A 25,062-nucleotide genomic window follows, 5' to 3' on the forward strand; every position below is an offset into this window, starting at 1 on the left:
CAGCCGCTATGCGCCGAGCCGGGCCGCGAAAGTGGCGTGCCCCGGGCCGGCGAGGTCGGCGAGTGCGGCCGGGCGCCCGGACATCGCCATGAGAAGCGCCTCGCCCGGCCCGGTCACTTCGGGCCCGTCGCCGTGCGTCCACTCGAGGTCGGTGGCGCGCAGGCGCAGACCCCTGACTCGCCGTCCGGCGCCGAGCCTGGGGTTCCCGGGCACGAGCGAGAGGACCCGCTGTAGCCGGTCGGGCGGGACCTGGCGGGGCCGGTCAAGCGCGCGGCGGATGTCCTGGTGGTGGATCGTGCCGTCGACGAGGGCGATCATTCCCCCGAAACCCGCTGTCAATCCGCGGGGTTGGAGGTGACTGCGCAGGAATTCCAGCAATTGCGGCGGGGTCAGGTTGGCGAATTCGTCGACGCCCACCTGGTTGGCCCGGACCACCCGGCCCTTCGCAAAGCGCTTCAGCAGTCCCACGGCGCCGAGCTCTTCGTAGCTGACCACATGTGCGACAACGTCTTTCACGCTCCACTGTGTGCAGAGGCTGGGCGCCTCCCAGTCCTGGGGCGCCAGCGTGGCCAAAAATTCCGCGAGGTCGGCCCGTTCCGCGCGGGCCATGGGCATCAGGTCGGCGGTCATCGCGGGTCACCACCGCTCAACAGGTCGGCGTAGCGCCCCAGGTAGAGCGGCCAGCCCGCGTCGCCGTCGACCCCGTCGGCCACGGATGGCCACCCCGGCCCGTGCCGGTCGAGATGGCGGTGTTCGAGGTCCACCCGGGTGCGCCGGTCGGTCTGCGCGGTAAAGCGGACTTCGACCTCGCTGGTCTTGACCGGATCGGTTTCCAGCTGCCAGGTCGGGCCGATGTCCCAGCTGAAGACGACCCGATGCGGGGGCTCGTAGACCAGGATTCGCGCCCATCGGCAGACGCTGCCGTCGACGCCGCGGTCGTAGATGTGGCCACCCACGCGGGGCTCGAACACGGTCTCGGCGATGGGGACCGCCAACAGATTGTGCTCGCGCGGCTTGAATGCGCCGAATCGTTGGGTGAAGACGGTGAACGCGCGCTCGAGCGGGGCGTTGACGACGACGTGGTGGGTGACGTTGGGCGTCCGCTGTGGTGTCATGTCGGTCCTTCGTTGGTTTCGTCGATGGTCTGCGCGTAGCCGGCGAGCGCTTGGGTCCAGAACCGGTCGAGGTCGGTGCGGAGTGCCTCGAGACCGGTGGGGTCGAGCTGATAGACGCGACGGGTTCCGACGGCGCGGTCGCGCACCAGCCCGGCGCATTTGAGCACCTTGAGGTGTTGCGACACCGCGGGCCTGCTGACCGGGAGGTCGCGCGCCAACTCGCCGACCGCCGACGGGCCATGCGCGAGGCGTTCCACGATGGCGCGTCGCGTGCCGTCCGCCAATGCCAGCCACACGTCACCGGTTTGGTAAGTGACCACGAACCGTAAGCATAGACTTACCGAATTCGGCCTTCAAGGGCCGCGGCCAGGGCGTCTAGGTCTTGCGCAGCGGCGCCGGGTTCCACAGACCGCTGCGCGTTGCCGTCCCCAGGAGCAGGTCGGCGGGCTGGGCGCCCGGGTAATAGGGCGTCAGCCGTTGCAGCGAGCCCCAGTCGCGGGACCAGTCGTCCTTCAAATAGGTGGCCACCGTGGTCGCTTTCACCAGCAGCTCGGTGACACCTAGCGGGCCACCGCCGTTGTTGTCCATCACGGGCGAGTTGGCCTCGGCGCCGAACCGGTCGGGCAGGATGCGCCATTTCGGTGTCTCGTCGACGCCGCTCTGATGGCCGAACGGCCGCTGACACGGGAACGCCAGCCCGACGAGCCAGTCCAAGAACACCGGGTCGGCCGAGCCCACCACGTCCTGCAGCGTGCGCAGCTGCGGAATGCGCGGCGACGTCAGCGCGATCCAGTGCTGCGGCGCCAGGTCTTCGTCGTCGGCGACCAACCGAATCTGGGTGGCGGAGCTGGGGATCGCCGACAGTGCCAGTCGCAGGTTGCGCCAGGCCGGGGAGGCCCCCACGTCGGCGAATTGGAACGAGCCGCCGGGGTGTCCACTGGCCGCCTGCTCGTCGGTGGCCCACTGCACCTGGACCTCGCGGGGGTCGAAGCGCCCGGACGCGCTGACCACCAGCAGCGGCCCCGCCTTGTCGCGCGCGGGCAGCCGATACCAGCCGGACCGCAGGTGCGCGGGAATCTGGATGCCCGAGCGCCAGCTGCCGAGCACCGGTGTGCGCGCGGGGTCGAGGTTGAAGGGCAGCTGGGCCGACGATCCGTTGATCCCCGGCGCGGGGGTGGTGCCGCCCTCGGTGCCCGGCTGGTTGCTGCCGGTCTTCTCCTCGTCGTTGACGAAGCTGCGGTCACCCGGCCGTTCCATCACCGGGTCGGCGCGGACGTCGGCGGGAATTCCGTTGGGCGTGAAGGCTTCCGACATGCCGGCGCCGAGGGCGTCCGCTGCCGAGCCGGTCACCGGCGACAGCATGCCCGCGTTCGGGTCCTGCTCCACGAGCACGTCCTCGGCCAGCCCGCACGACTTGCCGGTCAGAGCTTGCAGGTTGGAGCGGCCGACCGACCATGCCGGGTACTGGTCGGTCATCGCCAGAGTCAGCGACGCCACCTCGAATACCACCAGCACCCACGTCGCAATTGCCAACGGCGACTGGATGATTCCGGCCACCCCTGCGCCCAGACGGGTTTTGGGCGGCCCGTTATCGGGGGCGACGAAGTGGAACCATGCCGCCAGCAGCAACACCACCACGGTCAGCCCGAGCAGCGCGGTGGCAAAGGCGTAATGCCACGCCGGGAACGCATTCGACCATGGCACACCGAAATTCGACACGTACCACCAGCCGTTGACGCTGGCGAACGACAGCGCCACCAGGAACAGCACGACGGCGGCGTACACGGTGCGGTTGCGCCGCGACCGCATGGCCACCGCCGTCACGGCGACCGCGGCCAGCGCGCCCAGCGGCCCGGCCAACCCGGCGAACACGCCGAAGTGGTGGGTCCACTTGGTGGGCGTGAACATCATCGCGATGAAGGAGATGATGGTGATCCCGACGATGCGGCGGCTCGGCCCGGCGGCGGTGCCGGGAATTCGGCCCTTGCGCAACGACATTGCGACCGTGACCCCGAGCGCGAGCACCAGCGCCAGCACGGCGAACCGGCGGGCGACCGACCCGTCAGGGCTGGCCATGAACAGCCGCTCGTAGCGGATGTGTTCGTCGAACCAGCTCAGGCTGGGGCCGACGGCGCGCTTGAGCATGGTGGCCTGGACCTCGCCGGCCAGCGTCTGGTCGCGGAAGATCAGGATGGCGGTGACGGTGACCGCGGCCAGCAACGGCAGCACCAACGGCAGCGCGCCGAACCGTGTGATCCTGCGGTGCAGGATGGTGCGCAGCGGCCCGATCGCGACCAGCAGGGCGCCGATCGAGGCGATGCCCGTCGGCCCGGAGAACAGGGTCAGCGCCCCGATGATGCACGCGATCGCCACCGGTAGCAGCCGGCTGGTGGCCACCGCGCGCTCCACCGAACACCACGTCAGCAAGATGCCCAGGGCGATGATCGGCTCGGGGCGCAGGCCGTTGTCGAGCGGGAGCCAGACCGCCAGGAACGTGCCCGCCGCGGTCCAGGCCGCCGCGCGGTTCCGCTTGACCGCATGACCCAGGCGCGGCATGACTTCCCGGCTGATCACCCACCAGCACGTCAGCGACATCACCAAAGTCGGCAACCGCATCCAGATGCTGGTGGTGCTCACGTGGGCCCACAGCGCCAGCAGGTCGTAGTACCAGCCGAAGGGGGCCTCGGGCGTGCCGAACCAGCGGTAGTAGTTGGCCATGTAGCCGGCGTGCTCGGATACCCGGGCCATGGTCAGGATGTAGCCGTCGTCGGAGGTGTTGGCCCCGACGAAATGCCACCACACCAGTACCGCGATGACCAGGGCGTCCAGGCCACCGACGGACCACCAGCGCGCGGGCAGGAAGCGGCGGTGCCGGGTGCCGTCGGCGGTGTCGAGCCGGTGCAGCGCGATCAGGGAGGCGGCGGTCAGCACCAGCCCCAGGATCATCGCCGCCATCTTCAGCGGGGTGGGGCTGCTGCTGTAGCGGGTGTCGACGGTGGCCGAGAAGCTCAGCCCGGGTGGGGTCGGCCCACTCAGATCGGTGAAGACGCCGACGATCTGCGGGCGGAAGTCGTAGCCGCTCTTCTCCCCGCGCAGCGGCGAGCCGGGATGTTCGGAGTTGGGTCCCTGGGTCAGCCCGACGAACTCGGCGGTCACCCGGTCGGCGTGCGCGGTGAACGTCAGCCGCTGGCAGGCCGGGCTGAGCACCTGGCTCAGTGGGGCGCTGACCACCGGGACGTTGCGCACCACCAGCACCAGCTCGTCGTTGGCCCGCACGATCAGCAGGCCCCGGTCGACGGCCTTGGGCGCCTGTTTGGGCACCGTCGACAACAACACCGTCTTGCCCGCGTTGCCTCCTCCGGTCAGCCCGGCGGCGGCCTGACACGGGACGGTGATGTTCAAATCGGTGGCCACGTAGCCGATGAGGGGCGCCTCGACACTGCCGAAGGTGCCGTTCTGGGGCCAGTTCAGCTCGGCGGTGGTCTGGTCCACCGGCAGCAGCGGGGTGGCGATCGCCAGCAGCACGCCGAGCAGGCCGGCGACGGAAGCAACCAGCCGGGCGATCCGGTGATTGGCTTCCCTGTCTGGCACGGTGCTAGATGCTAGTTCTTCCGCCGGGTGCGGACCCGTTTGAGGCGTGGTCTCGGTGCTCATCAGCCGTTACGCCGCCGGTTTGCGGATGGCCAGCACGAAGGGGCCGACGCTGCGGACGTCGAAGCGCGGGCTGTCGAACAGGGCGCCGCGCAGATCGACGGTGTAGCGCCGCACGTTGGGCTGGTTGGGGTAGACGTCCTCGGCCAGCCGCAGGGTGTAGTTGCCGTTCGCGCCGCGGCGCATCAGGAAGACCGTCGGCGGCGGCCACGGGCAGGCGTCCAAGGCGTGCATCAACTCGTCGGCGGTCTTGAGCTTGGACCACTTGTTGATCTGTGCGGCCCGCAGGTCGAACTGCGCGAGCGGGTTGGCGTAGTGCGACGTGAGCCCCTGGAATCCCCAATAGGGGTAGAAGGACAAAAAGCTGTAGTCGGCCGTCATCACCACGGTCTGGTCGCGGGGCTTGCCCGTCACCTGCGTGATGGCGTGATCGATTGTGGCGTAGAACTTTTCGGCGCTGGGTGGCCGCCGGTCGCCGCGCTGGCCGTTGCCGTCGGTGTCGGTGTAGGCGATGGTGAGGTCGGGGCGCAGCACGTCGGGGATGTCCTGGCTGAACGCGATCGCGGCGGCCAGGCCGATGGCGCCGCCCACCGGGACGATCGCGCGGCCGCCACCCCAGTTTCTGCGCGCCAACGCGTGCAGGCCCTCGAGGAATCCGAACGCCCCGGCGGCCACCAGCAACACGCTCAGGGTCGGCTGCAGCCGGAACGACAACAGCGTGACGCGGGCCAGCGTGGTGAGCATCGACAGCAGCGACCACAGGTAGATCGCCAGCACCCCGATGGCCAGCGCGCCCGCCCGCACCGAGGAGCGGGCCCGCACCACCAGCCACAGGGTGCCGATCATGGCGACGACGCCGAGCAGCGTGAACTGCAGCATCGGGAAGGTCAGCTCGGCCCCGTCGGCCGGCAGGTAGTGGGCGGCGCCGCCGGTGTTGCTGATCGGGCTGCGGGCCGCCCGCACCAGGAACGGCAGCCAGGTCGTGCAGCCGATCACCACCGCGATGCCGGCGATGACCGCCAGCCGGCGCAGCGGATCGAGCGCGGCCTTCACGCCGTCTCGATGCCAGCGCACGCCGGCCAGCCACAGCGCCATCAGCCCGATCGCGAACGCGCTGAACCCGAACAGCAGCGTGTACCAGGTGGCCGTCCACCCCACGAAAATGCCGGCGCCGATCACCGCACCCCAGCCCGCCCGGCGGGCCGCGCCCGGACGGTCCGCGGCGCGCAGCCCCGACCAGGTCAGCACCAGCACCGGCGGCAACAACACCGTGATCATCGCCGAGTAGGGCTCGGGCGAACCGTAGGCCAACGTGACCGCGGCCGTCGCGGCGGTGACGATCAGCGCGTACTCGAACCGGACCATCCGCCACCACAGCACCAGCGCGACCGCCACGGCGATGGCGATCGACGTGATGGCCCACGGTTTGAAGATCTCCCACGCCGGCGTCCCGCTGAGCGCCGCCGCGCGCCCGCCGATCCAGAACCAGCCGGGCGGGTAGAACGGCGGCAGCCCCAGGTAGGTCATGTCCCGCAGGGCGGGGCTGTCCGCGAGGCGGGTGACGTATTCGGTGCGGAACTGCTGGTCGACGGAGATGCCGAACAGATACAGCTTGGTCGCCCCCAGCGGCATGCCCAGCGTGACGACGGTGAACGCGGACACGAACACCAGCCCGCCGAGCTGGGCGAGCAGCCGGCGTCCGCGCCGCCACACCCAGGCCACCGCGGCCAGACCGGCCAGGCAGCCGACCTGCCCAACGGTGGTCAGCGCGTGCAGTTGGTTGGACGAGGGAAAGGCCGGCCATTGCACGCGCGAAATGGCGATCAGCGACACCACCGCAACCAGCACCGCAACCAGCACCGCCACGGCCATCTGGCCGAGGGCGGCCAGCGCGTTACGCATGATCAGATTGGCAGCTTGCGGAAGATCGGACGCGGGACGTGTCGCAACACCATCATCACGTAACGGAATGCTGCTGGTGCCCAAACCAATTCCTTACCCTTTGCGGCAGCGGTGACCGCGAGGTTGGCGACGTACTCCTTGTCGACGGTCAGTGGCGCTTCCTTGACGTGCGCGCTCATCCGGGTGCGCACCTGGCCGGGGCGGATCACCAAAACGCGAACCCCGTACTCGCGCAAGGCCTCCCCGAGCCCCAGGTAGAAGCCGTCCAGGCCCGCCTTGGTGGAGCCGTAGACGAAGTTGGACCGCCGCACCCGCTCACCGGCCGCCGAACTCATCGCGATGATCTGGCCGAAGCCCTGGGCCCGCATCTTCTCGGCGAGCAGCACGCCCACCGAAACCGCTGCGGTGTAGTTGATTTCGGCGGCCAGCACGGCCTTATGCTGGTTCTGCCACAGCTCCTCGGCGTCACCGAGGATGCCGAAGGCGACGATGGCCACGTCGATGTCGCCGGCGTTAAACGCCTCGTCGATCATCTTCGGGTGGGTGTCGGGGTCGGTGGCTTCGAAATCGATCAGCTCCACCGACCGCGCACCGGCGGCCTTCATCTGCGCCACCGCGGCGTCGCGGCCCGGGTCGTTGGGCATGGCGGCCAGCACGATTCGCGCGTGCGCGTTCTGCAGGTAGCGTTCGCAGATGGCCAGCCCGATCTCGGACGTGCCGCCGAGCAGCAGAATGGTCTGCGGATTCCCCACGGCGTCTAAAACCATTTAGAGCAGCTCCAAACGTCGGGCCATGTCCGAGGCGAACACCCGTAAGGGGTCGACCTTGCGGCGCACCGCGATCCATTCGTCGATGCGCGGATACATGGCGTGAAATGTTTCTGCGCTAACACGGGAGTCTTTGGCGGTATAGACCCGCCCGCCGAATTCCAGTGCGCGCCGGTCGAGTTCGTTGAGGAACTCGTTGATCCCGGGCTTGTTGGGGAAGTCCATCGCGACGTTCCAACCGGCCATGGGGAAACTCAGAGGTGCGCGGTTGCCCGGGCCGAAAAGCTTGAAGACGTTCAGCGCCGAGTAGTGGCCGGTGGTTTGGATCCAGCGGATGATGGCCTTGAATTCGTCCATCGCGTTCGGCGGAACCAGGAACTGGTGCTGGGCGAAACCCCTTGGGCCGTAAGCATTGTTCCAGCCACTGACCAGGTCCAGCATGTGGTAGAACTGCGACAGGTTCTGGATCTTGCCCGAGTAGGTTCCGCCGAGGCGGTAATACGTCTCGCCGATGGCCATGAACGACAGCTTGTTCATCGCACTGACCGGAAACAGGTTCGGCACCGTCAACAGCTGCGGCGCATCGAATTTCAGCGGGTTCTTGGCGAGCTTCTTGGGCAGTTGGTCCAGCTTCGCCAGGCTGCCGCGGCTGACCGCGGCCCGACCCAGCTTCGGTGGCGGACTGATCAGGTCGAACCAGGCGCTGGAGTAGGTGTAGTTGGCCTCGCTGCCGTCGAGGTGGACGGCCACCGTCTCGTCGAGATCCTTGGTGGCCACGCCGTCGGCGATGAAGTACGCCGTCTCCGTCGGAGTCATGGCGATGGTCGCCCGCAGCACGATCCCGGTCAGGCCGTTGCCCCCGACGGTGGCCCAGAACAGCTCGGCGTCGTCCCCGTCGGGGGTGATGGCGCGCACGGAGCCGTCGGCCATGAGCAGGTCCATCGACCGCACGTGATTGCCGAAGCTGCCCGCGCTGTGGTGGTTCTTGCCGTGGATGTCGCAGGCGATCGCCCCGCCGACGGTGACCTGGCGGGTGCCCGGCAACACCGGGACCCACAGCCCGAACGGCAGCGCCGCCTTCATCAGCTGGTCCAGGCTGACCCCGGCGTCGACATCGACCAGCCGGGTGTCGGCGCTGATCGAGTGGATGCGGTTGAGCCCGGTCATGTCGATCACCAGGCCGCCGCCGTTTTGCGCGTTATCGCCGTAGGACCGGCCCAGCCCGCGGGCGATCACGCCCCGGCCGCCCGAGTCGGCCACCCGGGCCACCGCCTTGGCGATCTCCTCGGGATCGCGGGTGGACAGCACCTGGGCCACCGACGGTGCGGTGCGCCCAAAGCCCATCAACCGGGTGGGCTTGGTCACGGGATCGGTGCTCGACATCGTCAAAGAGGGTACCGCCTGCCGAAGGCGGCTCAGTGGATGCGGAAGATTACGGCCCGCTGGACGACGAAGTTGATCACCGTCGCGGTGCCCTGCGCGATCACGAACGCGACCGGGATCGCCCACGCTTGGTAGTGCAGAAACGCCAGGCACAGGTGGTTCAGCCCGACCTGCACGGCGAAGGTGATGGCGTAGAGGACCATGACCGCGACGAACCGGGCGGTGCTGGGGGGCGCCTGGAAGGTCCACCGGCGGTTGATCAGGTAGGCGGTGATGGTGCCGACGATGAAGCTGATGGACTTGGCCACGTCGACCTGTACGTGCGCCGCTTTGAAGAGCACCAAGTAGAGCCCGAAGTCCACGATCCCCGCCAGGCCGCCCGTGACGACGAAACGCGTGACCTGCGTCGTCAGACTCAGGCGCGCCGGCGCGGCCGGGGATTCGGGGGGAAGCATTGGGGGAGTCTAACGGGGTCGCCGGGCACTGGGGGGCAGCGTCGGGCTGGGTCAGTGGGGCAGTTTGACCGCGATCAACTCGACCTGGTTCTCGCCCTGCGGCGTCGAGTAGGTCACCGTGTCGCCGGGCTTGCGCCCGGCCAGGGCCTGGGCCAGCGGGCTGCGCGCGGTCAGCGTCTCGGCCTCCCGGCCGACGGGGGTCTCCTCGACGATGGAGATCACGTGCATCGTGACCACTTCTCCGTCGGCGAACCGCAGGGTCACCTCGGTGCCGCCGGGCAGCGTCTCCGACGAGTCGGAGTCCGGCGGCCCGGCCCGCAGCCGGCGGTCCAGTTCGTTGATCCGGTCGGAAAGGACCACGAGTTCGTCGGCGCGCTGGATCGCCTCGGCCGCGTCGCCGTGATCGCCCACCATCCCGCGGTCGTTCTTGACTTCGGCCTCGAGGCGGTCGCGCCGCTGCCGCAGCCGGTCCAGCTCCGCTTCGAGGTTGTTCCGCGCGGCGTCCGCTGCCGAGGGGGCTTTCTTGCTCACGTCCGTGGACCTTTCGCCCAGTGTGCTCAGGTGGCGTACCAGTGTGACACCACGATGAGCCAACCCGCCACCATCAGCGGGAGAACCGGAATCAGAAGGGCGGCGGATCGTCGATGTGGGGCGCCGACCGTTCGGCGCGACGTGCCGCCTCGGCGCTGATGCGTGCCTCGTTGATGCCGCGCTCCCAGCGGACCCGGGCGGCGTGATCCTCGGCCCGGGTTCGTTGCCGCACCGGCATCATGACACCGCGGTTCTGCCGGGGAGCGGGTGGGAAGGCCGGCAGTGTCAGCGTTCCGGTCGGGACCGCCAGCGCCGGAAAGTACTGGCTGCCACCAGGTTTGGTGGTGTACGTATGTCCCGTCGGGGACGTCCACACGACGGTGCCATCGGGCAGCTGGCGATCCCGCCAGCCATCGGAGCTCGTATAGAACGTCTTGAGCAGATGATGGTGGCGGCAGAGCAGCTTGAGGTTCGACGGGTGCGTGGGACCGAGCGGAAACGGCACCGTGTGGTCGATATCGCAGACATCGGCCGGGGCGTCGCAACCGGGGAATCGGCATGTCAGGTCCCGAAAGCGGATGAATTCGGCCAGCGCGGTCGACGGCCGATACCCGGCTTCCGCGCGATCCGGCGGCAGCGAAAGCGGCTTGGTCTTCGCGACGCCGGCCAGGTCGCGCAGCGACCCCGTCGGCAACGGACCGAACCCCGGTAGCAGCGCCGGCGCGTACGCCGCGCCGCCGACCGCGGCCGGCTCGGCCAGCACATGGATGACGACGTTGGTGCCCGTGGGCCGCTGCGCCGCAGGGCAATCCGGGCCGCCGCAGTCGCAGCGCAAAACGGTCAGCCCGGCGGCCATTGCGCCCATACCGTCGGCGCGACGCTGATCCTTGGTGCGGGAATCATTCCGGCACACCGAGTCGGCCAACGCATCGAGCACGCGGTCCACCGCGGCCGCATCGGCGGGACGCACCCGCGCCGAAATTTCCGCCAGCCCCGGGCTGATCGGTCCGATCTCGACACGGCGATCTCGGCTGCGCATTCCCGGCACCCGCACCCCCGCGGGATCGAAGCGTGCCACCCACATGTCGATACGCTCGGCCATCTTCGGCGCCGACAACCGCATCCACTTCGACGCGTGCCGGGCCACCGCGGCGTCCAGCTTGGCGATCAACTCGGGGTCCTCGATCAGCTCGGTGCGATACACCACCGCCGCCATCAGTCGGAAATCGATGCCACCCTGCGCGAAGACCTCAGCGACCCGGGGCAGTCGCTCACGCAACGCGATCGCATAGTGCAGCCGCCCCGCCGCCCTGCCGCGACTGATGCCCAGTGCGGCCGCCACCTCGGCGACCACGTTCTCGTGTCCGTCGACCGCCCAATTGAAACGCTCGGCGTCGTCGTCCGGGGCCCGGCGGGCATACAGCTCGCCGATCGCCGCCAACTCCCGCGCGCATTGCGCATTCTGCGCCCGGGCCGCCGCGGTGACCCGGTCCAGCACGCCGGCGTCGCCGACGCCCTGAAACGAGAGGTCACCCGGCATTGCTTCGAACATACGTTCGATATTAGCCGCGCCGTCTGACAAGTTCGGGGAACGTCAAACCCAGTAGGGCACCCGGGCGCGGTACTGGCGCATCGCGAAGGCCGCGAACACCCAGCCGACGACGGTCAGCACCAGCACCACCGCCCAGTGCCGCAGCTCCTGGTGCGCCCCGAGCAGCGGCGCGCGAACGATGTCGAGGTAGTGCAGCAGCGGGTTGAGTTCGACGATGCGGGACCACCGCCCGGCGCCCTGCTGGCGCAAGGTGTCGTCGTTCCAGATGATCGGCGTCATGAAGAACAGCAACTGCACGACGGAAAAGAGCAGCGGACCAATGTCGCGGTAGCGCGTGGCGAGGATGCCGAAACACAGCGACACCCAAATGCAATTGAGCACGATCAGCACCAACGCCGGGAGCACCGCAAGGTCGGCCCACGACCACGGCTTGGGATAGATCGCCGCGATTACGACGTAGATGACGATGTTGTGCGCGAACAGGATGACCTGCCGCCACACCAGCCGGTAGACGTGGACGCTCAGCGGGGTGGGCAACTGCTTGATCAGCCCTTCGTTGGCGACGAAAACGTCGGCGCCCTCCAGGATGGCGGCATTGATCAGGTTCCAGATGATCAGGCCCAGCGTCACATACGGCAGATGCACGGACAGCTCGAGGTGAAACAGCTTGGAGTACAAGCCCCCCATGGCCACGGCGGTGGTTCCCGTCGCGATGGTGATCCAGAACGGCCCCAGCACCGAGCGCCGGTAACGCTGCTTGATGTCCTGCCAGCCCAGGTGCAGCCAGAGCTCGTGACGACGGAAACCGTCGACCAGGTCGCCGCGGGCGCGGGTGAATGTCCGCGACTGCGCCGCCGCGTCAAAGAACGTCATCGCGGTCCTCCCGGTCTGGATGGTGGCGACCCGCTTCGCCCGGCTCCGCCGCGCTCGCGATCGCCACCGGTGGATGGTGGCGACCCGCTTCGCCCGGCTCCGCCGCGCTCGCGATCGCCACCGGTGGATGGTGGCGACCCGAATTGCTCACGACGGCCCAAGCGCCGCAACCGGATCCACTCGGCCAGACCGCGGGGGTCGCGACGGGTCACCAGAAAGAACCAGCCGAACCGAACCCATTCCTGCACCACCAGCTTGCGCAGGCCGGGCTGTGACTGCAGGTAGCCGCGGTTGCGGTAGGTGAAGAACCGCTTGGTGGCGTTGTCGGGATATTGGGTGTGCATGCGGCCGCCGAGGATCGGCCGGAATTCGTCGGATCCGCACGGATGCAGGTAGACCGCGTCCAGGCAGGTGCCGAACGGCAGGCCGGAACGCACCAGTCGCCGGTGCATCTCGACCTCGTCGCCGCGGATGAACAGCCGCAGATCCGGGACGCCGATCGATTCCAGCGTGGCGGCGCGGAACAGCGCGCCGTTGAACAACGACGCGATGCCACCCAACAGGTCCTGCCCGGCCTCGGTGCGCAATTCGCTTGCGCGCCTGCGCCATACCAGGCCGCGACGCAACGGAAATGCCAGCCGCGCCGCATCGTCGGAGTTGCACACCATCGGTGACACCTCGGCCAGGCCGTGCTTGTCCGCGCACGCCAGCAGGGTGGCCAGAACCTGCGAGTCCTGCGGGCGCCCGTCGTCGTCGGCCAGCCACACCCACTCGGCGCCCAGCGCCAACGCGTGCAGCATGCCCAACGCGAAGCCGCCGGCCCCGCCGAGGTTGCGGCGCGAGCCCAGGTAGGTGGTCGGGATGGGTTGTCCCGCAACCAGTTCGCGGACGCGGCCGTCAGCCGGGAAATCGTTGTCGACGACGATCAGGTGGTCGGGCGGCCGGGTTTGCGTGCTCAGCACATCGAGGGACTTGGCCAGCTCGTCGGGGCGCCGGTGGGTGACGACGACGGCGACGACGGTGTCACTCATCCCCGGATGCCTGCTGGGCAAAGGGTTTGTCGGCGGCCGTCTCGGCCAGCACCTCGCGCACGTGCCGGGCCGCGTCCTCCCCCTCGTACGCCCGCACGACGTCCTCGATGCCGCCGGTCATGCGAATGACACCGTGGTCGATCCACATCGCCGTCTTGCACAGCCGGGCCAGGAACTCGTTGGAATGGCTGGCGAACACCAGGATTCCGGACCGCTCCACCAGGCCCTGCAACCGCGACTGGGCCTTCTTCATGAAGTCGGCGTCCACCGCGCCCAAGCCTTCGTCGAGCAGCAGGATCTCGGGATCGATGCTGGTGACCACGCCCATCGCCAGCCGGACCCGCATACCGGTGGAGTAGGTGCGCAGCGGCATCGACAGGTAGTCACCCAGCTCGGTGAACTCGGCGATCTCGTCGACCTTGGACTGCATCTGCTTTCGGGTCTGCCCGAGGAACAGGCCACGGATGATGATGTTCTCGTAGCCGGAGATCTCGGGGTCCATCCCGACGCCGAGGTCGAAGATCGGCGCCACCCGCCCGGTGACCTGCGCCCAGCCCCGGGTGGGCTCGTAGATGCCCGAAAGTAGGCGCAGCAGAGTCGATTTGCCCGCTCCGTTGTGGCCGACCAGGCCGACGCGGTCGCCCAGCTCGAGGGACATGGTGATGTCCCGCAACGCTTCGACGACGACGACGTTGGAGTTGTTGCGTCCGATCGTGCCGCCCGCCTTGCCCAGGAAGGCCTTCTTCAACGAGCGCGACTTCGCGTCGAAGATGGGAAATTCGACCCACGCGTTGTGCGTCTTGATGTGAGGACCCGACACCGTGAACTACTCGAGGTCGCTTACAGGTACTGGCCGTGCCCGGGCGCGCCGCCCGGCTTGCCGATGCCCGGGGGAAGCGCGCCCTGGCGCATCTTCTCCAACTGGGCGCGGGCGGCCATCTGCTGGGCGAACAGTGCGGTCTGGATGCCGTGGAAGAGCCCTTCCAGCCAGCCGACCAACTGCGCTTGGGCGATGCGCAATTCGGCGTCCGAGGGCGCGGCGTCCTCGTTGAAGGGCAAGGTGAGGCGATCGAGTTCCTCGCGCAGTTCCGGCGCCAAGCCCTCTTCCAGCTCCCGGATGCTGGTCGCGTGGATCTCGCGCAGCCGGTTGCGGCTGGCGTCGTCGAGCGGCGCCGCGCGCACTTCCTCGAGCAGTTGCTTGATCATGGTCCCGATCCGCATCACCTTTGCCGGCTGCTCGACCAGATCGGTCAGGGAGCGCTCGTCGGCGTCATCGTCGGCGATGGCCATGATGCGCGGGTCGACGCCGCCGATGATTTCGACGTCGTCGTCATCGTTGCGGGTACTCAATACTTCACCATCCTTTTGTGGACTATGAGTGTGGCGTCGTGGCGTTTGGGCGCCATTCATAAATTCGGGCACCGCCATTGTCGTAGATCAGCGCCCACGACTTCGACTTATCCAGTGACACTAGTCCGTCGGGTACGGCGAACCCCCGGACAGTCGGCGAGCTGGTGTAGATGTACCGAATATTGAGCGCTTTAATCGCTTCGAGGACCCTCGGATCGGAGTCGCCCCGGCGGGCCGAGGTCCAGAAGATGTAGCGGTTGGGGCCCGGTCCCATCTGTTGCGGGTAGTCGTAGTGCGTCCACAGGGGATGCAGGTCGGCGACGGCGTACATCCACGCCGTGCCGTCGGTGTTGGCGTTGCCGATCATGGTCTGGCGGGCGCCGGGCAGCTTGGACAGATAGGCCATGGCCATCAGATCGCGTTCGTCGATCATCACCGAGTCGTATTTGTCGCCGAACAGCCACAGGTGCCGATAGAGGTAGTGATACGCGCTGAGCACCGTGGTCGCCACCAGCAGCACCGCGGTGACCGACACCCAGACCGGGGCGGGCAGCGGTTTGAACCGGTTGGCCAGCCGTCGGGCGCCGGCCACGACGCCCATCACGATCGTGAACAAGGCGATGCCGGCCATCGGCTCCAGCAGCAGCGTGGTGGCGGCCGCGATCCGGCGCGGATCTTTGTAGAAGAACTCGCCGAACATCCCGGCCACCGCCCCGATCGGGCCGCCGATCGGAGTCCCGGCGTCCACGTTCACCACGATCAGCAGCAGCCACAGGGCCAGCGGCCACCAGAGCCGCTTGACCAGCAGGATGACGCCGCCGAGGGCGGCCAGCGCGATCAGCCAGTACTGGACCGGGAAGTCGTTGAGGTGGCGGGAGTGCTGGAAGACGGCGTCGAAGAGCCCGCGCTTCTTGCTGAGGTAGGTGAGAAACGAGTGCCCGGCGATGATGTCTTCCTGCTCCTGGACGCTGATGAACTGCGGCAACAGGATCAACCCGGACACCACCGCGACGCAGGCCAGGGCCGCCACGTCGGACAGCCTGCCGCGCACCGGATGCCACAGCGCATCCAAGAGCCACCAGGCCAGCAGCAACAGCAGCACGATCACCCCGCCGGTGATGTGCACCGACATGACACCCACCAGCGCCAGCACCGCCGCGGGGATGCGGTCGCGGTGCCGCAACGTGGAGGTGATCAACACGAACGCCGGGACCGCGGCGCCGTAGGCCGCCAAGTTGGGCATCGCGGCGACGGCGAATTCGACGTAGGGGACCGCCGTGAACGATGCGGCCAGCATGGCGGCGGTCGCCGCGGCACCCGCGGTGCGCCATTCGCCCCAGGTAGTGCGCAACACCCGCCAGGTGAGCAGCGCCGCGCCGGTCGGAAACAGCCACACTGATGCGGCCACCGAGTTCAACGTGTAGCCCGTGGTCGGTGCGGCCCCGGTCAGTTGGCAGAACACCGCGGCCAGGGCGTGGAACACCGACGGGTAGTACAGCGTGTGGTGCGTCTCGACGTTGCGCAGCTCGCCCATGTGGGTGGACGACGCCTGGCCGGTGTCGAGGATGAATCGCACCTCGTTGGCGTGCCAGACCGCATCCCAGGTGCTCGGGATGGTCTGCCAATGGGCGTCCAGGCCGCGGTAGGCGGCCCACATGATGAGCAGGGCCCCCAGCGCCACCCCGGCCGCCACCGTGATGGCCGGCCAGCGGCTGACCCCGCGGGCCTCTTCTTCTTGCGCGGCCTCGCCGCGCTGGTAGCGGCCGAGCAGCAGCTGAAGGCCCGTCATCACCAGGCACATCACCGCCAGCGCGGCCAGCGCGGTCCAACCGTTCCACGGTATTCCGATGGCGCCAAACGGAATAATGGCGAGTGCCACCACGCCGTAGGTCAGCGCCGGGCCGACCGCAACAGCGACCGGCCAAGACAACTGACTGATACGTGCGATGATCGCCCCGGGCGCTATCAGCAAAAACAATGCAATGAGCGTTCCGAACCAGAGCCCCACTCGACTAGTATGGCTGGCCGGGTGCCCTGGCTCGGGAGGCCACCGACTGGCCGGAACGGCTTGGACCCTTTCAAGGCACCCGCTACCGTCACAGTTTCGCAAAAACGCGGAAGCTTTAAGGTGGCCCACATGGCATACGACGTCGCCCGGGTGCGCGGACTGCATCCGTCGCTGGGTGACGGGTGGGTACACTTCGACGCCCCCGCCGGAATGCTGATTCCCGACTCCGTCGCGACCACGGTGTCGACGGCTTTCCGCAGGTCTGGGCCCACCACCGTGGGGGCGCACCCGTCGGCGCAGCGCAGTGCCGCCATCTTGGAGGCGGCCCGGGCGGCGGTGGCCGACCTGTTCAACGTCGAACCCGCGGGCGTGGTGCTGGGCGCCGATCGCGCGATCCTGCTCTCCGCGCTGGCCGAGGCGTCGTCGTCGCGGGCCGGCCTGGGCTACGAGGTCATCGTCAGCCGCCTGGACGAGGAAGCCAACATCGCCCCGTGGCTGCGGGCGGCGCATCGGTACGGGGCCAAGGTCAAGTGGGCCGAGATCGACATCGAGACGGGTGAGCTGCCGACGTGGCAGTGGGAGGGCCTGATCGGGAAGTCGACTCGGCTGGTCGCCGTCGCCTCGGCGTCCGCGACGATGGGCACGGTCACCGACCTGCGGGCGATGACCAAGCTGGTGCACGACGTCGGCGGCCTCGTGGTGGTCGACCATTCCGCCGCCGCGCCCTACCGGCTGCTGGACATGAGGGAAACCGACGCCGACGTGGTGGCGGTGAACGCCGCCGCGTGGGGCGGCCCCCCGATCGGGGCGATCGTGTTCCGCGACCCGGCACTACTCAACTCGTTCAGCTCCATCTCGGCCGACCCCAAGGCCACCGGTGCGGCGCGCCTGGAGATCGGTGCGCACCAGTTCGGTCTGCTGGCCGGGGTCGTCGCCAGCATCGAGTACTTGGCATCGCTCGACGAATCCGCCCGCGGCACCCGGCGCGAACGCCTGGCGGTGTCGATGCAATCGGCCACCTCGTACCTGAACCGGATCTACGACTACCTGATGGTGTCGTTGCGCTCGCTGCCGTTGGTGATGGTCATCGGCCGCCCGGAGGTGCGCATCCCGGTGGTCAGCTTCGCCCTGAACGGTGTGCCCGCCGAACGGGTGGTGCAGCGGTTGGCGGACAACGGGATTCTGGCCGTCACCAACGAAAGCTCGCGCGCGCTCGACGTGTTGGGTGTCAACGACATCGGCGGCGCGGTCACCGTCGGGCTGGCGCACTATTCGACGACGGCCGAGGTCGACCAGTTGGTGCGCGCGCTGGCCTCCCTGGGCTAACGCTTTGGTCGCGAACTTAACGCCACGGCGAAAATCCGGCCCGAAAATCGCAGCCACGTTACGCTCGCGAATCCGCTAGACGGTCAGGACGATCTTCCCGGTCACCTTGCCGGCCACCAGCCGTTGATGCGCCTCGCCGGCCTGCTGGATGGGCAAGCGGGCGCCGATGATCGGCCGCACCCGGCCGTCGGCCACCATGGGCCACGCCGAGGCCGTCACCGCCTGCACGATCTCGCTCTTGCTGTTCGACCCGGCGGTCGGCCGCCCGCGCAGCGTGGTGCCGATGACCCGCGCCCGCTTGGCGAGCAGTTTGCCGATGTTGAGCTCGCCCTTGATGCCGCCCTGCATCCCGATGATGACGAGCTGTCCGTCGCTGGCCAGGGCGTCGATGTTGCGGTCCAGATAGGCCGCGCCCATGATGTCGAAGATCACGTCGGCGCCCCCGGACTCCTGTAGCCGCGCGACGAAGTCTTCGTGGTGGTAGTTGATGGTGATGTCGGCGCCCAGCTCGCGGCAGAAGTCGAGCTTCTCCGTCGAGCCGGCGGTGACCGCCACCCGGGCCCCGAGCGCCCGCGCGATCTGAATGGCGTGGCTGCCGATGCCGCTGGCCCCGCCGTGCATCAGCAGCAGCTGGCCCTCCCCCAGGTGCGCGGTCATCACCAGGTTCGACCACACCGTACAGGCGACTTCCGGCAGCCCGGCGGCGTCGACGAGGTCCACACCGGCGGGGATTGGCAGCACCTGCCCGGCCGGGACGGCGACATATTCGGCGTACCCTCCGCCAGCCAGCAGCGCGCAAACCTCTTGCCCCGCAGACCATTCCGTGACGCCGTCGCCGACCTCGGCGACGACGCCGGAGACCTCCATGCCGATGGTCTCGCTGGCGCCGGGCGGGGGCGGATACTTGCCGGCGGCCTGCAGCACGTCGGCGCGGTTCACACCGGCGGCGGCCACCTTGACCACGATTTCGCCGGGTCCGGCGGACACGTCGGCTACTTCCTGCCAGGACAGTTGCTCAGGGGATTCGGCGACGATGGCGCGCATGGCGGCCACGCTACCGGCCCCCGTTACCCTTGTCCGTGGTGGCGTGGCAGAGCGGCCTAATGCACTCGCCTTGAAAGCGAGAGACGGCTAAAACCGTCCGGGGGTTCAAATCCCTCCGCCACCGCTCTTATCGGTCGACGTTCTGGTGCAGCGTCGGCGCATAGCGCAGCACCGCACCGACCCCGTCGGCCGGCGAGATCCGCTCGTCGGTGCGCACCAGGGCCGCACCGACCGAAATCGCGGAGACCGGCAAAGCCTCGTCGGCCCGCAGCGTCTTGGCGGGAGCGGCGCCCTGCTCGGACAGCACGTTTTCGTCGGGCGCAATCGTCGTCAGGCCCTCGTCGGCCACCACGGTCGCGTCGCCGATGTCGCCGATGATCAGCGTCTCCACCGCGCCTTGGCGCAGCGCCGAGCACACCGGGCCGAGTCCCTCGGCCGCCAGTCCGGAATGCCGCCCGATCTCGGCGGTAAACCGTTGTGCCGCATCGTCGATCGTGCGCAGCTGGCGCTTCACGAACTCGTCCTCGATGGCCTGCTCGATCTCGCCGAAGTCATGGCCGCTGTGTCGCGCCCCGACCTCGAGCGCCACAGCGCGGTCGTGCAGCCGTTCCGGCAGCGCGGCCAGCAGATCGGAGCGCGACCGCACCTCACCGACCACGAAGATCACCTCGACCGCCTTGTCGTCGGCGAGCTCGGCGACGCGATCAGCGACCGCGCGCACGTTCTTGCGCGCGGCCTCGTCGGTGCGCAACTGAGGGTCGCCGTATCCGGCGGTCTCGGCCCCCGCGGCCTTGTGCACGGGGTAGCCGCCGCCGTCGACGGTCTCGGTGCGCAGCGTCCCGCCGATGTGGGTCGTGATGTCGGCGCCGCTGTGGTCGACGACCACCAGGACATAGTCCGGGTGATCGAAGCTCTGCTCGAGAATCGGTACCAGGTAAGGCAATTCGGACACCCGGGCGACGTTGACGGCGGGACCGCGGGCCAAGTGCTCGTTGATCACCACACCGTCGGCGCTGGCGATCACCGCCCGGCCGCTTCGGCCGATCGGGGGACGCAGGTTCATGACCGCGTCCTCGATCGCGTCGATCACCGTGGCGTCGGCGTGTGAGCGTTCGAGGTCTTCTTTGACCGCCCGCCACTTGAGCTCGAGCTGAGCCTCGGCGTCATGGGTGTCGTGCGAGTCGTCGAAATACACCGAAACGAACGGCCCCGGTGCGTCCAGCAGTTTGCGGAAGCGTTGCGAGTCCATGCCTTGTTGGTTGCCCCGCGAGCCGGAGGGCAAACACCTTTAGCTTCGATCGCCCTCGCTGTCGTCGAAGAAATGCCAGTCGCCGTCGTGCTCGACTTCCATGCGCCAGCCGAGCTCGCTGTTGTCGGCCTTGTTGTCGACGAACCATGCGTGTGCGTCGTCGGCGCTGTCGATGTCTTTGGTCGCGACGACCTCGCCCTTCGGATTTAGCACTCGATAGGTAGCCATGACGGCAGGGTTCCCACTGCCGTGGTCGTTAACCCGTGGGGATTTCGGCGGCGATCGTGTCCATCAGGGCCGTATACCGGCGGGCCTCCGGGTCCCGCCCGGGCTTGCCGCTGCTCACCACGCCGGCCGACAGCCCGCGGGCGGGGTCGGCCCAGATCGCGATGTTGACCAGGCCGAGGTTGCCGAACGCGTGCGGCGCGTTGCGCCCGAAGGGCCCCCACCGGTCGGTGCCGAGGATGTAGCCGGTGCCCCACCGGGCCGGTTGCAGCCCGACCGCGAAATCCGGTCGCAGCCTTCGGCATTCGGCTATCGCGCCATACATCGTCTCCGGACTGATGACCCGCACCCCGTCGAGTTCGCCTCCGCGACGCCAGATCTCGGCGAACCGCGACATCTCTTGGGCGTTCGACACCGTGTTGGACGACGGGATGATGGTGGTCAAGAACAGCTTGGAGTTCGTGTACGGAATGATCTCGTGCACGGTTCCGCCGATCGCTTTGCGGAAGATCTGGGCGACCACCGGCGGCAGCGTTCGCCCGGTGGCGTGACTCGGCGCGACCAGCGGCAGGTCCTGCTCGGCGACGCCAAAGTTGGTCCAGCGGAAACCGAGTGGATCGAGGATCTCGGAGCCCAGGATTTCGCGAATCTCCTTGCCGGTGGCCGCATACACGATCTCGCGCACCAGGGGACCCCACGTCAGCGCGTGATACATGTGAAACAGCCCGGGGCGGTACAGAGGGCGCAGTTCGCCGAGCTTGCGCTGCGCGTACTCGTGGTCGTCGGCGCGCGTGACGTCCGGCCGCGGACCCGTCGGGAACGGCAACCCGGCGCTGTGTGTCATCACGTGTCGGAGGGTGATCCGATGCTTGCCGTGGCTGGTGAAGGTGGGGATGTAGTCGCAGACCCGGTCGTCGAGTGAGAAGACGCCACGCTCAGCGAGCATGTGCACCACGGTCGCCGCCATCCCCTTGGCCGCCGAATACACGCAAAACGGCGTGTCGGGCGTGACGGGGATCTGCTCGGCGTCGGGCGGGTCGCTGGGGGCGTTGCCCCAGCCGTGCCCGATCGCGCGGTTGAGCACGACGCGCCCGTGGTGCCGCAGGCACAACTGGATCGCCGGATGAAAGCCGGCCCGGTACCAATGCCGCGTTGCCTGCCAGATCCGGTCTATCGCGGCGCTGTCGATGTCGGAGTGGTCTTCCGCGCCGATCGTCGTCACCGCGTCCAGGTCCGCCGGTAGACGGATCTTGCCGTCAGGAGTTGTCACCTCAGCGAGGGTACGTGTCGCCGGACTACTCCCCGGTGAACTGCGGCGGACGCTTGGCGAACGTCGCCGAGATGCCTTCGGCCAGGTCCTTGGACGGCAGGAAGGCCGCGTTCCAGGCCGCCACATACCGCAGGCTTTCTGAGACCGCCGCGATGCGCTGCTGGTCGAGGACGTCCTTGACGCCGTGGACGGTCAGCGGGGGATTGGCGGCGATCTCCGCGGCGGTGGCGTGGGCGGCGGCCAGGGTGGCGTCGGCGTCGGCGTACACGTCGTTGACCAGTCCGATCTTCTCGGCGCGGGCCGCGTCGATGTCCTTGCCGGTCAGCGCCAGCTCACGCATATGCCCGTCGTTCAGGATCAGCGGGAGGCGGGCCAGGCTGCCGACGTCGGCGACGATGGCGAGCTTGACCTCACGCACCGAGAACTTGGCGTCGGCGCTGGCGTAGCGGATGTCCACCGCCGAGATCAGGTCGACGCCGCCGCCGATGCACCAGCCGTGCACCGCGGCGATGGTGGGGGTGCGGCAGTCGGCGACCGCGCTGATCGCGCCCTGCATGCGCAGCACCGTTCGGTGAAATTCGGCCCGCGGCCGCGCGGAGGCGCCCTCACCCAGCACCCCGGACAGCGTCCCGCCCATCGCGGCCAGGTCCAGGCCGTAGCTGAAGTTGCGGCCCGAACCGGTCAGCACGATGGCCCGCACCTCGGGGTCGGCGTCCAGCTCCGGAAACAGCTCGGGCAGCTCGGACCAGAAGGCGGGCCCCATCGCGTTGCCCTTGCCCGGCCCGATCAGCGTCACCTGGGCGACGTGGTCTTTCTTCTCCACGGTGACGGATTCATATGCTTGCGCCATATCGAGACCGTAGCGTGGCGAATATGGCTCCTGACTTGCGACCCGGCCCGCATTCCCCGCCGACCGACGAGCTGCACAGCGCCGAAGACACCCTGGGGGTGCTGCAGCGAGTCCTGCACACCCTCGCCGACGACGACCTGTCTCGGCGGACGCCCTGCGCGGATTTCGACGTGGCGCAGCTGACCGGGCACCTGCTGAATTCGATCAAAGCCCTCGGGGGCATGGTGGGCGCCGACGCTCCCGAACCCGCCGAGGGCGATTCGGTGGAACGACAGGTGGTCGCCGCGGCGCGGCCCGCGCTGGACGCCTGGCACCGCCGCGGCCTGGACGGGTCGGTGCCGTTCGGCAAGGGCGAGATGCCCGCCAAGAGCGCGTGCGCCGTCCTGTCGATCGAATTCCTGGTGCACGCCTGGGATTACGCGGTCGCGACGCAGCGCACGGTCGATGCCCCCGAGCCGCTGGCCGAATACGTGCTGGGCTTGGCCCGCCACATCATCAGGCCGGAGCTACGCGGCGGCGCCGGGTTCGACGACCCGGTCGAGGTGCCCGCGGACGCCGGTGCGCTCGAGCAGTTGATCGCGTTCACCGGCCGCGACCCGGCGAGATAGTCGGCTCTTCGGCTTTCGCCCTGTCGAGTGTGAAGCCTGGGCTTTGAGTGTGAAGCCACGGCGGGTCCGCGCGGCGTGTTGGCGACCTGGACGCACAGTCAACGCCGTCGGTGCACACTCAACGCCGTCGCTCGGAAGCTAGACGCGCTCGAGGTAGAAGTAGTAGTACTTGCCGTTGTCGCGGACGCCCTTGCCGTTCATGATCCCCAGCACGGCGTTGTCGTCGATCTTCTTGAAGTGATCGTGCACGGGCTGGCCGTCGTAGACCATGGTGGCGGTGACCTCCCCGCGGAAGTCCTCCAGCCACAGGCTGGCCTCGCCCTTGCCCATTTCCACGTTCGAGAACTTGTTGCCGTCGGCGTCCAGGCAGACCAGCGGCTGCACGTCGCTGACCGACTTGAACGTCTTGCCGAACCACCCGGCCTTTTCCAGCTGACCGTTCATCTTGTGGCCGGTCGGGAACTCGCCGCCCTTCCACTCGCCCAGCATTTCCTCGATCGCCGCGGGCGAAAGCTCCGCCCAGAACTCGTCGAGCTCGGAATCCGCGATGTCGCCGCTGCGCTCTTTGAACTCGGTGAACTTCTTGCGGGCGAGGTCCACGGACGACTCCTTAGGGTTCGGTGCGGGCAATCCAGTCGCAGGCGAAACGCAGCAGAGCGTCGTTCTCCTCCGGCGCACCAATGGTGACACGGACGCCTTCGGCCGCGAACGGCCGCACCACCAGGTGTGCGTCGGCGGCCTGCTCGGTGAAGTCCATGGTGCGCGACCCGAGCGGCAGCCAGACGAAGTTCGACTGCGACGGCGGCAGCTCGAACCCGGCCTCGCGCAGGGCGTCGCTCACGCGGGTGCGCTCGACGACCAGCGCGTCGGTGCGGGCCATCAACTCGTCGGAGGCCTCCAACGATGCGATGGCGGCGGCCTGCGCGACGTTGGTCACCGCGAACGGCATGACGACCTTGTCCAGCGCCGTGATCAGGTCGGGGTGGGCGACGGCGTAGCCGACCCGCAACCCCGCCAACCCGTACGCCTTCGAAAAGGTCCGCAGCACAACGACATTGCTGTGGCCCAGCGCCAGCTCCAGGCTGTTGGGCAGCATGCCGTCGCGGACGTACTCGACATACGCCTCGTCGAGCGCGATGAGGATGTGCGGCGGCACAGCGTCCACGAAACGGGCCAGGGCGTCCGGGTCGACGACCGTGGACGTCGGGTTGTTCGGGTTGCAGACGAAAATCAGCCGCGTGCGGTCGGTGATCGCCGCGAGCATCGCGTCCAGGTCATGCGTGTGGTCGGTCAACGGCACCGGGACGGTGGTCGCACCGGACACCTGGATGATGGGCAGGTAGCACTCGAAGCTGCGCCAGCCGATCATCACCTCGTCGCCGGCCGCGGCGGTGATCTGAACGAGCTGCTGGCACAAGGTGACCGAACCGCTGCCGACCGCGATGTGCTCGGGGGCGACCGCGGCATCCAGGTGCATGGCCAGCGCCGCCTTGAGGTCCACGCTGGCGTTGTCCGGGTATCGGTTGACGACGGCAATGGCCCGCTCGATCGCCGCGTGCACGCTGGGCAGCGGGCCGTAAACGGTCTCGTTGCTAGCCAGCTTGATCGACCCCGGCACGTTCTTGCCGGGCACATACACTGGCAGTCCGGCCAGTTCGGAGCGGAGACGGGCGGTCACTTCGACAGTTTATGTCCCAACTGTGTACAGTATGGCCGGTTCCGCGAGACCGGAAAGGGGTCGGTACCCTCAGAAAGTCCAAAGGGAGGCGTGCCAGAGCGGCCGAATGGGGCTCACTGCTAATGAGTTGTCCCCCTCAAAGGGGACCGGAGGTTCAAATCCTCTCGCCTCCGCTGGGTCCTTGAACGGAACAC

Annotated in this window: 24 protein-coding genes and 2 tRNA genes; 4 read left to right on the top strand and 22 right to left on the bottom strand. The window is 68.4% G+C overall.

The window, feature by feature from the left end; translation table 11 throughout:
- Window positions 1-6: 6 nt before the first annotated feature.
- The 15 genes from G6N26_RS18930 to G6N26_RS19000 form a co-directional block, all read right to left on the bottom strand.
- The gene (locus G6N26_RS18930; protein WP_067173418.1) at window positions 7-630 is read right to left on the bottom strand and encodes a maleylpyruvate isomerase family mycothiol-dependent enzyme; all 624 of its coding nucleotides are present in this window, start codon (window positions 628-630) and stop codon (window positions 7-9) included.
- Window positions 627-1,115: an SRPBCC family protein gene (locus tag G6N26_RS18935; protein WP_083016754.1), complete on the bottom strand. Its 489-nt coding sequence runs from the start codon at window positions 1,113-1,115 to the stop codon at window positions 627-629. Before G6N26_RS18935 ends, G6N26_RS18930 begins: the two co-directional genes overlap by 4 nt.
- On the bottom strand, window positions 1,112-1,435 hold the full coding sequence (locus tag G6N26_RS18940; RefSeq protein ID WP_067173412.1) for an ArsR/SmtB family transcription factor: 324 nt from the start codon (window positions 1,433-1,435) through the stop codon (window positions 1,112-1,114). The genes G6N26_RS18935 and G6N26_RS18940 overlap by 4 nt, the downstream gene beginning before the upstream one ends.
- A 55-nt stretch (window positions 1,436-1,490) precedes the next feature.
- Complete coding sequence (locus tag G6N26_RS18945; protein ID WP_083016751.1) at window positions 1,491-4,769, bottom strand: arabinosyltransferase domain-containing protein; 3,279 nt, start codon at window positions 4,767-4,769, stop codon at window positions 1,491-1,493.
- Between the two features lie 6 nt (window positions 4,770-4,775).
- On the bottom strand, window positions 4,776-6,668 hold the full coding sequence (locus G6N26_RS18950) for a galactan 5-O-arabinofuranosyltransferase (protein ID WP_083016747.1): 1,893 nt from the start codon (window positions 6,666-6,668) through the stop codon (window positions 4,776-4,778).
- Window positions 6,669-6,670: 2 nt separating this feature from the next.
- The gene (locus G6N26_RS18955) at window positions 6,671-7,435 is read right to left on the bottom strand and encodes a decaprenylphospho-beta-D-erythro-pentofuranosid-2-ulose 2-reductase (RefSeq protein WP_067173406.1); all 765 of its coding nucleotides are present in this window, start codon (window positions 7,433-7,435) and stop codon (window positions 6,671-6,673) included.
- Window positions 7,436-8,818: an FAD-binding oxidoreductase gene (locus tag G6N26_RS18960; RefSeq protein ID WP_067173403.1), complete on the bottom strand. Its 1,383-nt coding sequence runs from the start codon at window positions 8,816-8,818 to the stop codon at window positions 7,436-7,438.
- 32 nt (window positions 8,819-8,850) lie between these two features.
- Window positions 8,851-9,273 (bottom strand): GtrA family protein, encoded by a 423-nt coding sequence (locus tag G6N26_RS18965; protein ID WP_067173401.1) that lies wholly within the window; start codon window positions 9,271-9,273, stop codon window positions 8,851-8,853.
- Window positions 9,274-9,324: 51 nt separating this feature from the next.
- Complete coding sequence (locus G6N26_RS18970) at window positions 9,325-9,804, bottom strand: GreA/GreB family elongation factor (protein ID WP_083016744.1); 480 nt, start codon at window positions 9,802-9,804, stop codon at window positions 9,325-9,327.
- 91 nt (window positions 9,805-9,895) lie between these two features.
- On the bottom strand, window positions 9,896-11,356 hold the full coding sequence (locus tag G6N26_RS18975) for an HNH endonuclease signature motif containing protein (RefSeq protein ID WP_083016742.1): 1,461 nt from the start codon (window positions 11,354-11,356) through the stop codon (window positions 9,896-9,898).
- 42 nt (window positions 11,357-11,398) lie between these two features.
- Window positions 11,399-12,229 (bottom strand): galactan export ABC transporter permease subunit Wzm/RfbD, encoded by an 831-nt coding sequence (gene wzm / locus G6N26_RS18980; RefSeq protein ID WP_083016739.1) that lies wholly within the window; start codon window positions 12,227-12,229, stop codon window positions 11,399-11,401.
- Window positions 12,226-13,260, bottom strand: a complete 1,035-nt coding sequence (glfT1, locus tag G6N26_RS18985; RefSeq protein WP_163648841.1) for a galactofuranosyltransferase GlfT1 — start codon at window positions 13,258-13,260, stop codon at window positions 12,226-12,228. The genes wzm and glfT1 overlap by 4 nt, the downstream gene beginning before the upstream one ends.
- The gene (gene wzt / locus G6N26_RS18990; RefSeq protein ID WP_067173388.1) at window positions 13,253-14,080 is read right to left on the bottom strand and encodes a galactan export ABC transporter ATP-binding subunit Wzt/RfbE; all 828 of its coding nucleotides are present in this window, start codon (window positions 14,078-14,080) and stop codon (window positions 13,253-13,255) included. The genes glfT1 and wzt overlap by 8 nt, the downstream gene beginning before the upstream one ends.
- Before the next feature lie 20 nt (window positions 14,081-14,100).
- The gene (locus G6N26_RS18995; protein ID WP_225323312.1) at window positions 14,101-14,550 is read right to left on the bottom strand and encodes a bacterial proteasome activator family protein; all 450 of its coding nucleotides are present in this window, start codon (window positions 14,548-14,550) and stop codon (window positions 14,101-14,103) included.
- Between the two features lie 82 nt (window positions 14,551-14,632).
- Entirely contained in the window at window positions 14,633-16,618 is a 1,986-nt protein-coding gene (locus tag G6N26_RS19000; RefSeq protein ID WP_083016731.1) for a DUF6541 family protein, read from the bottom strand.
- Window positions 16,619-16,747: 129 nt separating this feature from the next.
- Between G6N26_RS19000 and G6N26_RS19005 the strand changes: the two genes are divergently transcribed.
- Window positions 16,748-17,944: a cysteine desulfurase-like protein gene (locus G6N26_RS19005; protein WP_067173591.1), complete on the top strand. Its 1,197-nt coding sequence runs from the start codon at window positions 16,748-16,750 to the stop codon at window positions 17,942-17,944.
- A gap of 75 nt (window positions 17,945-18,019) precedes the next feature.
- On the opposite strand, the gene G6N26_RS19010 is transcribed toward G6N26_RS19005, so the two are convergent.
- Entirely contained in the window at window positions 18,020-18,988 is a 969-nt protein-coding gene (locus tag G6N26_RS19010) for an NAD(P)H-quinone oxidoreductase (protein WP_139799105.1), read from the bottom strand.
- A 37-nt stretch (window positions 18,989-19,025) separates the two neighbouring features.
- On the opposite strand from G6N26_RS19010, the gene G6N26_RS19015 reads away from it, so the two are divergent.
- A tRNA-Ser gene (locus tag G6N26_RS19015) sits at window positions 19,026-19,112 on the top strand.
- A gap of 3 nt (window positions 19,113-19,115) precedes the next feature.
- On the opposite strand, the gene G6N26_RS19020 is transcribed toward G6N26_RS19015, so the two are convergent.
- The 4 genes from G6N26_RS19020 to G6N26_RS19035 are packed head-to-tail and all read right to left on the bottom strand — an operon-like array spanning window position 19,116 to window position 22,582.
- Entirely contained in the window at window positions 19,116-20,237 is a 1,122-nt protein-coding gene (locus tag G6N26_RS19020) for an Rv2629 family ribosome hibernation factor (RefSeq protein ID WP_083016727.1), read from the bottom strand.
- Between the two features lie 39 nt (window positions 20,238-20,276).
- Entirely contained in the window at window positions 20,277-20,465 is a 189-nt protein-coding gene (locus G6N26_RS19025; RefSeq protein ID WP_038534797.1) for a hypothetical protein, read from the bottom strand.
- A 28-nt stretch (window positions 20,466-20,493) separates the two neighbouring features.
- Complete coding sequence (lipE, locus tag G6N26_RS19030) at window positions 20,494-21,732, bottom strand: lipase LipE (protein WP_083016724.1); 1,239 nt, start codon at window positions 21,730-21,732, stop codon at window positions 20,494-20,496.
- Between the two features lie 25 nt (window positions 21,733-21,757).
- Window positions 21,758-22,582, bottom strand: a complete 825-nt coding sequence (locus G6N26_RS19035) for a crotonase/enoyl-CoA hydratase family protein (RefSeq protein ID WP_067173370.1) — start codon at window positions 22,580-22,582, stop codon at window positions 21,758-21,760.
- A gap of 23 nt (window positions 22,583-22,605) precedes the next feature.
- On the opposite strand from G6N26_RS19035, the gene G6N26_RS19040 reads away from it, so the two are divergent.
- Window positions 22,606-23,190, top strand: coding sequence for a TIGR03086 family metal-binding protein (locus G6N26_RS19040; protein WP_082991495.1), 585 nt, complete (start codon window positions 22,606-22,608; stop codon window positions 23,188-23,190).
- A gap of 138 nt (window positions 23,191-23,328) precedes the next feature.
- On the opposite strand, the gene G6N26_RS19045 is transcribed toward G6N26_RS19040, so the two are convergent.
- Together G6N26_RS19045 and G6N26_RS19050 are read right to left on the bottom strand one after the other, a co-directional pair.
- Complete coding sequence (locus G6N26_RS19045; RefSeq protein ID WP_083016721.1) at window positions 23,329-23,790, bottom strand: DUF4334 domain-containing protein; 462 nt, start codon at window positions 23,788-23,790, stop codon at window positions 23,329-23,331.
- 10 nt (window positions 23,791-23,800) lie between these two features.
- Window positions 23,801-24,868, bottom strand: coding sequence for a pyridoxal phosphate-dependent aminotransferase (locus tag G6N26_RS19050; RefSeq protein ID WP_067173365.1), 1,068 nt, complete (start codon window positions 24,866-24,868; stop codon window positions 23,801-23,803).
- Window positions 24,869-24,952: 84 nt separating this feature from the next.
- Between G6N26_RS19050 and G6N26_RS19055 the strand changes: the two genes are divergently transcribed.
- Window positions 24,953-25,041, top strand: a tRNA-Ser gene (locus tag G6N26_RS19055).
- Window positions 25,042-25,062: the final 21 nt, after the last annotated feature.

Origin of the sequence: Mycobacterium marseillense (assembly GCF_010731675.1) — a bacterium.
In the GTDB taxonomy this organism is placed as follows: domain Bacteria; phylum Actinomycetota; class Actinomycetes; order Mycobacteriales; family Mycobacteriaceae; genus Mycobacterium; species Mycobacterium marseillense.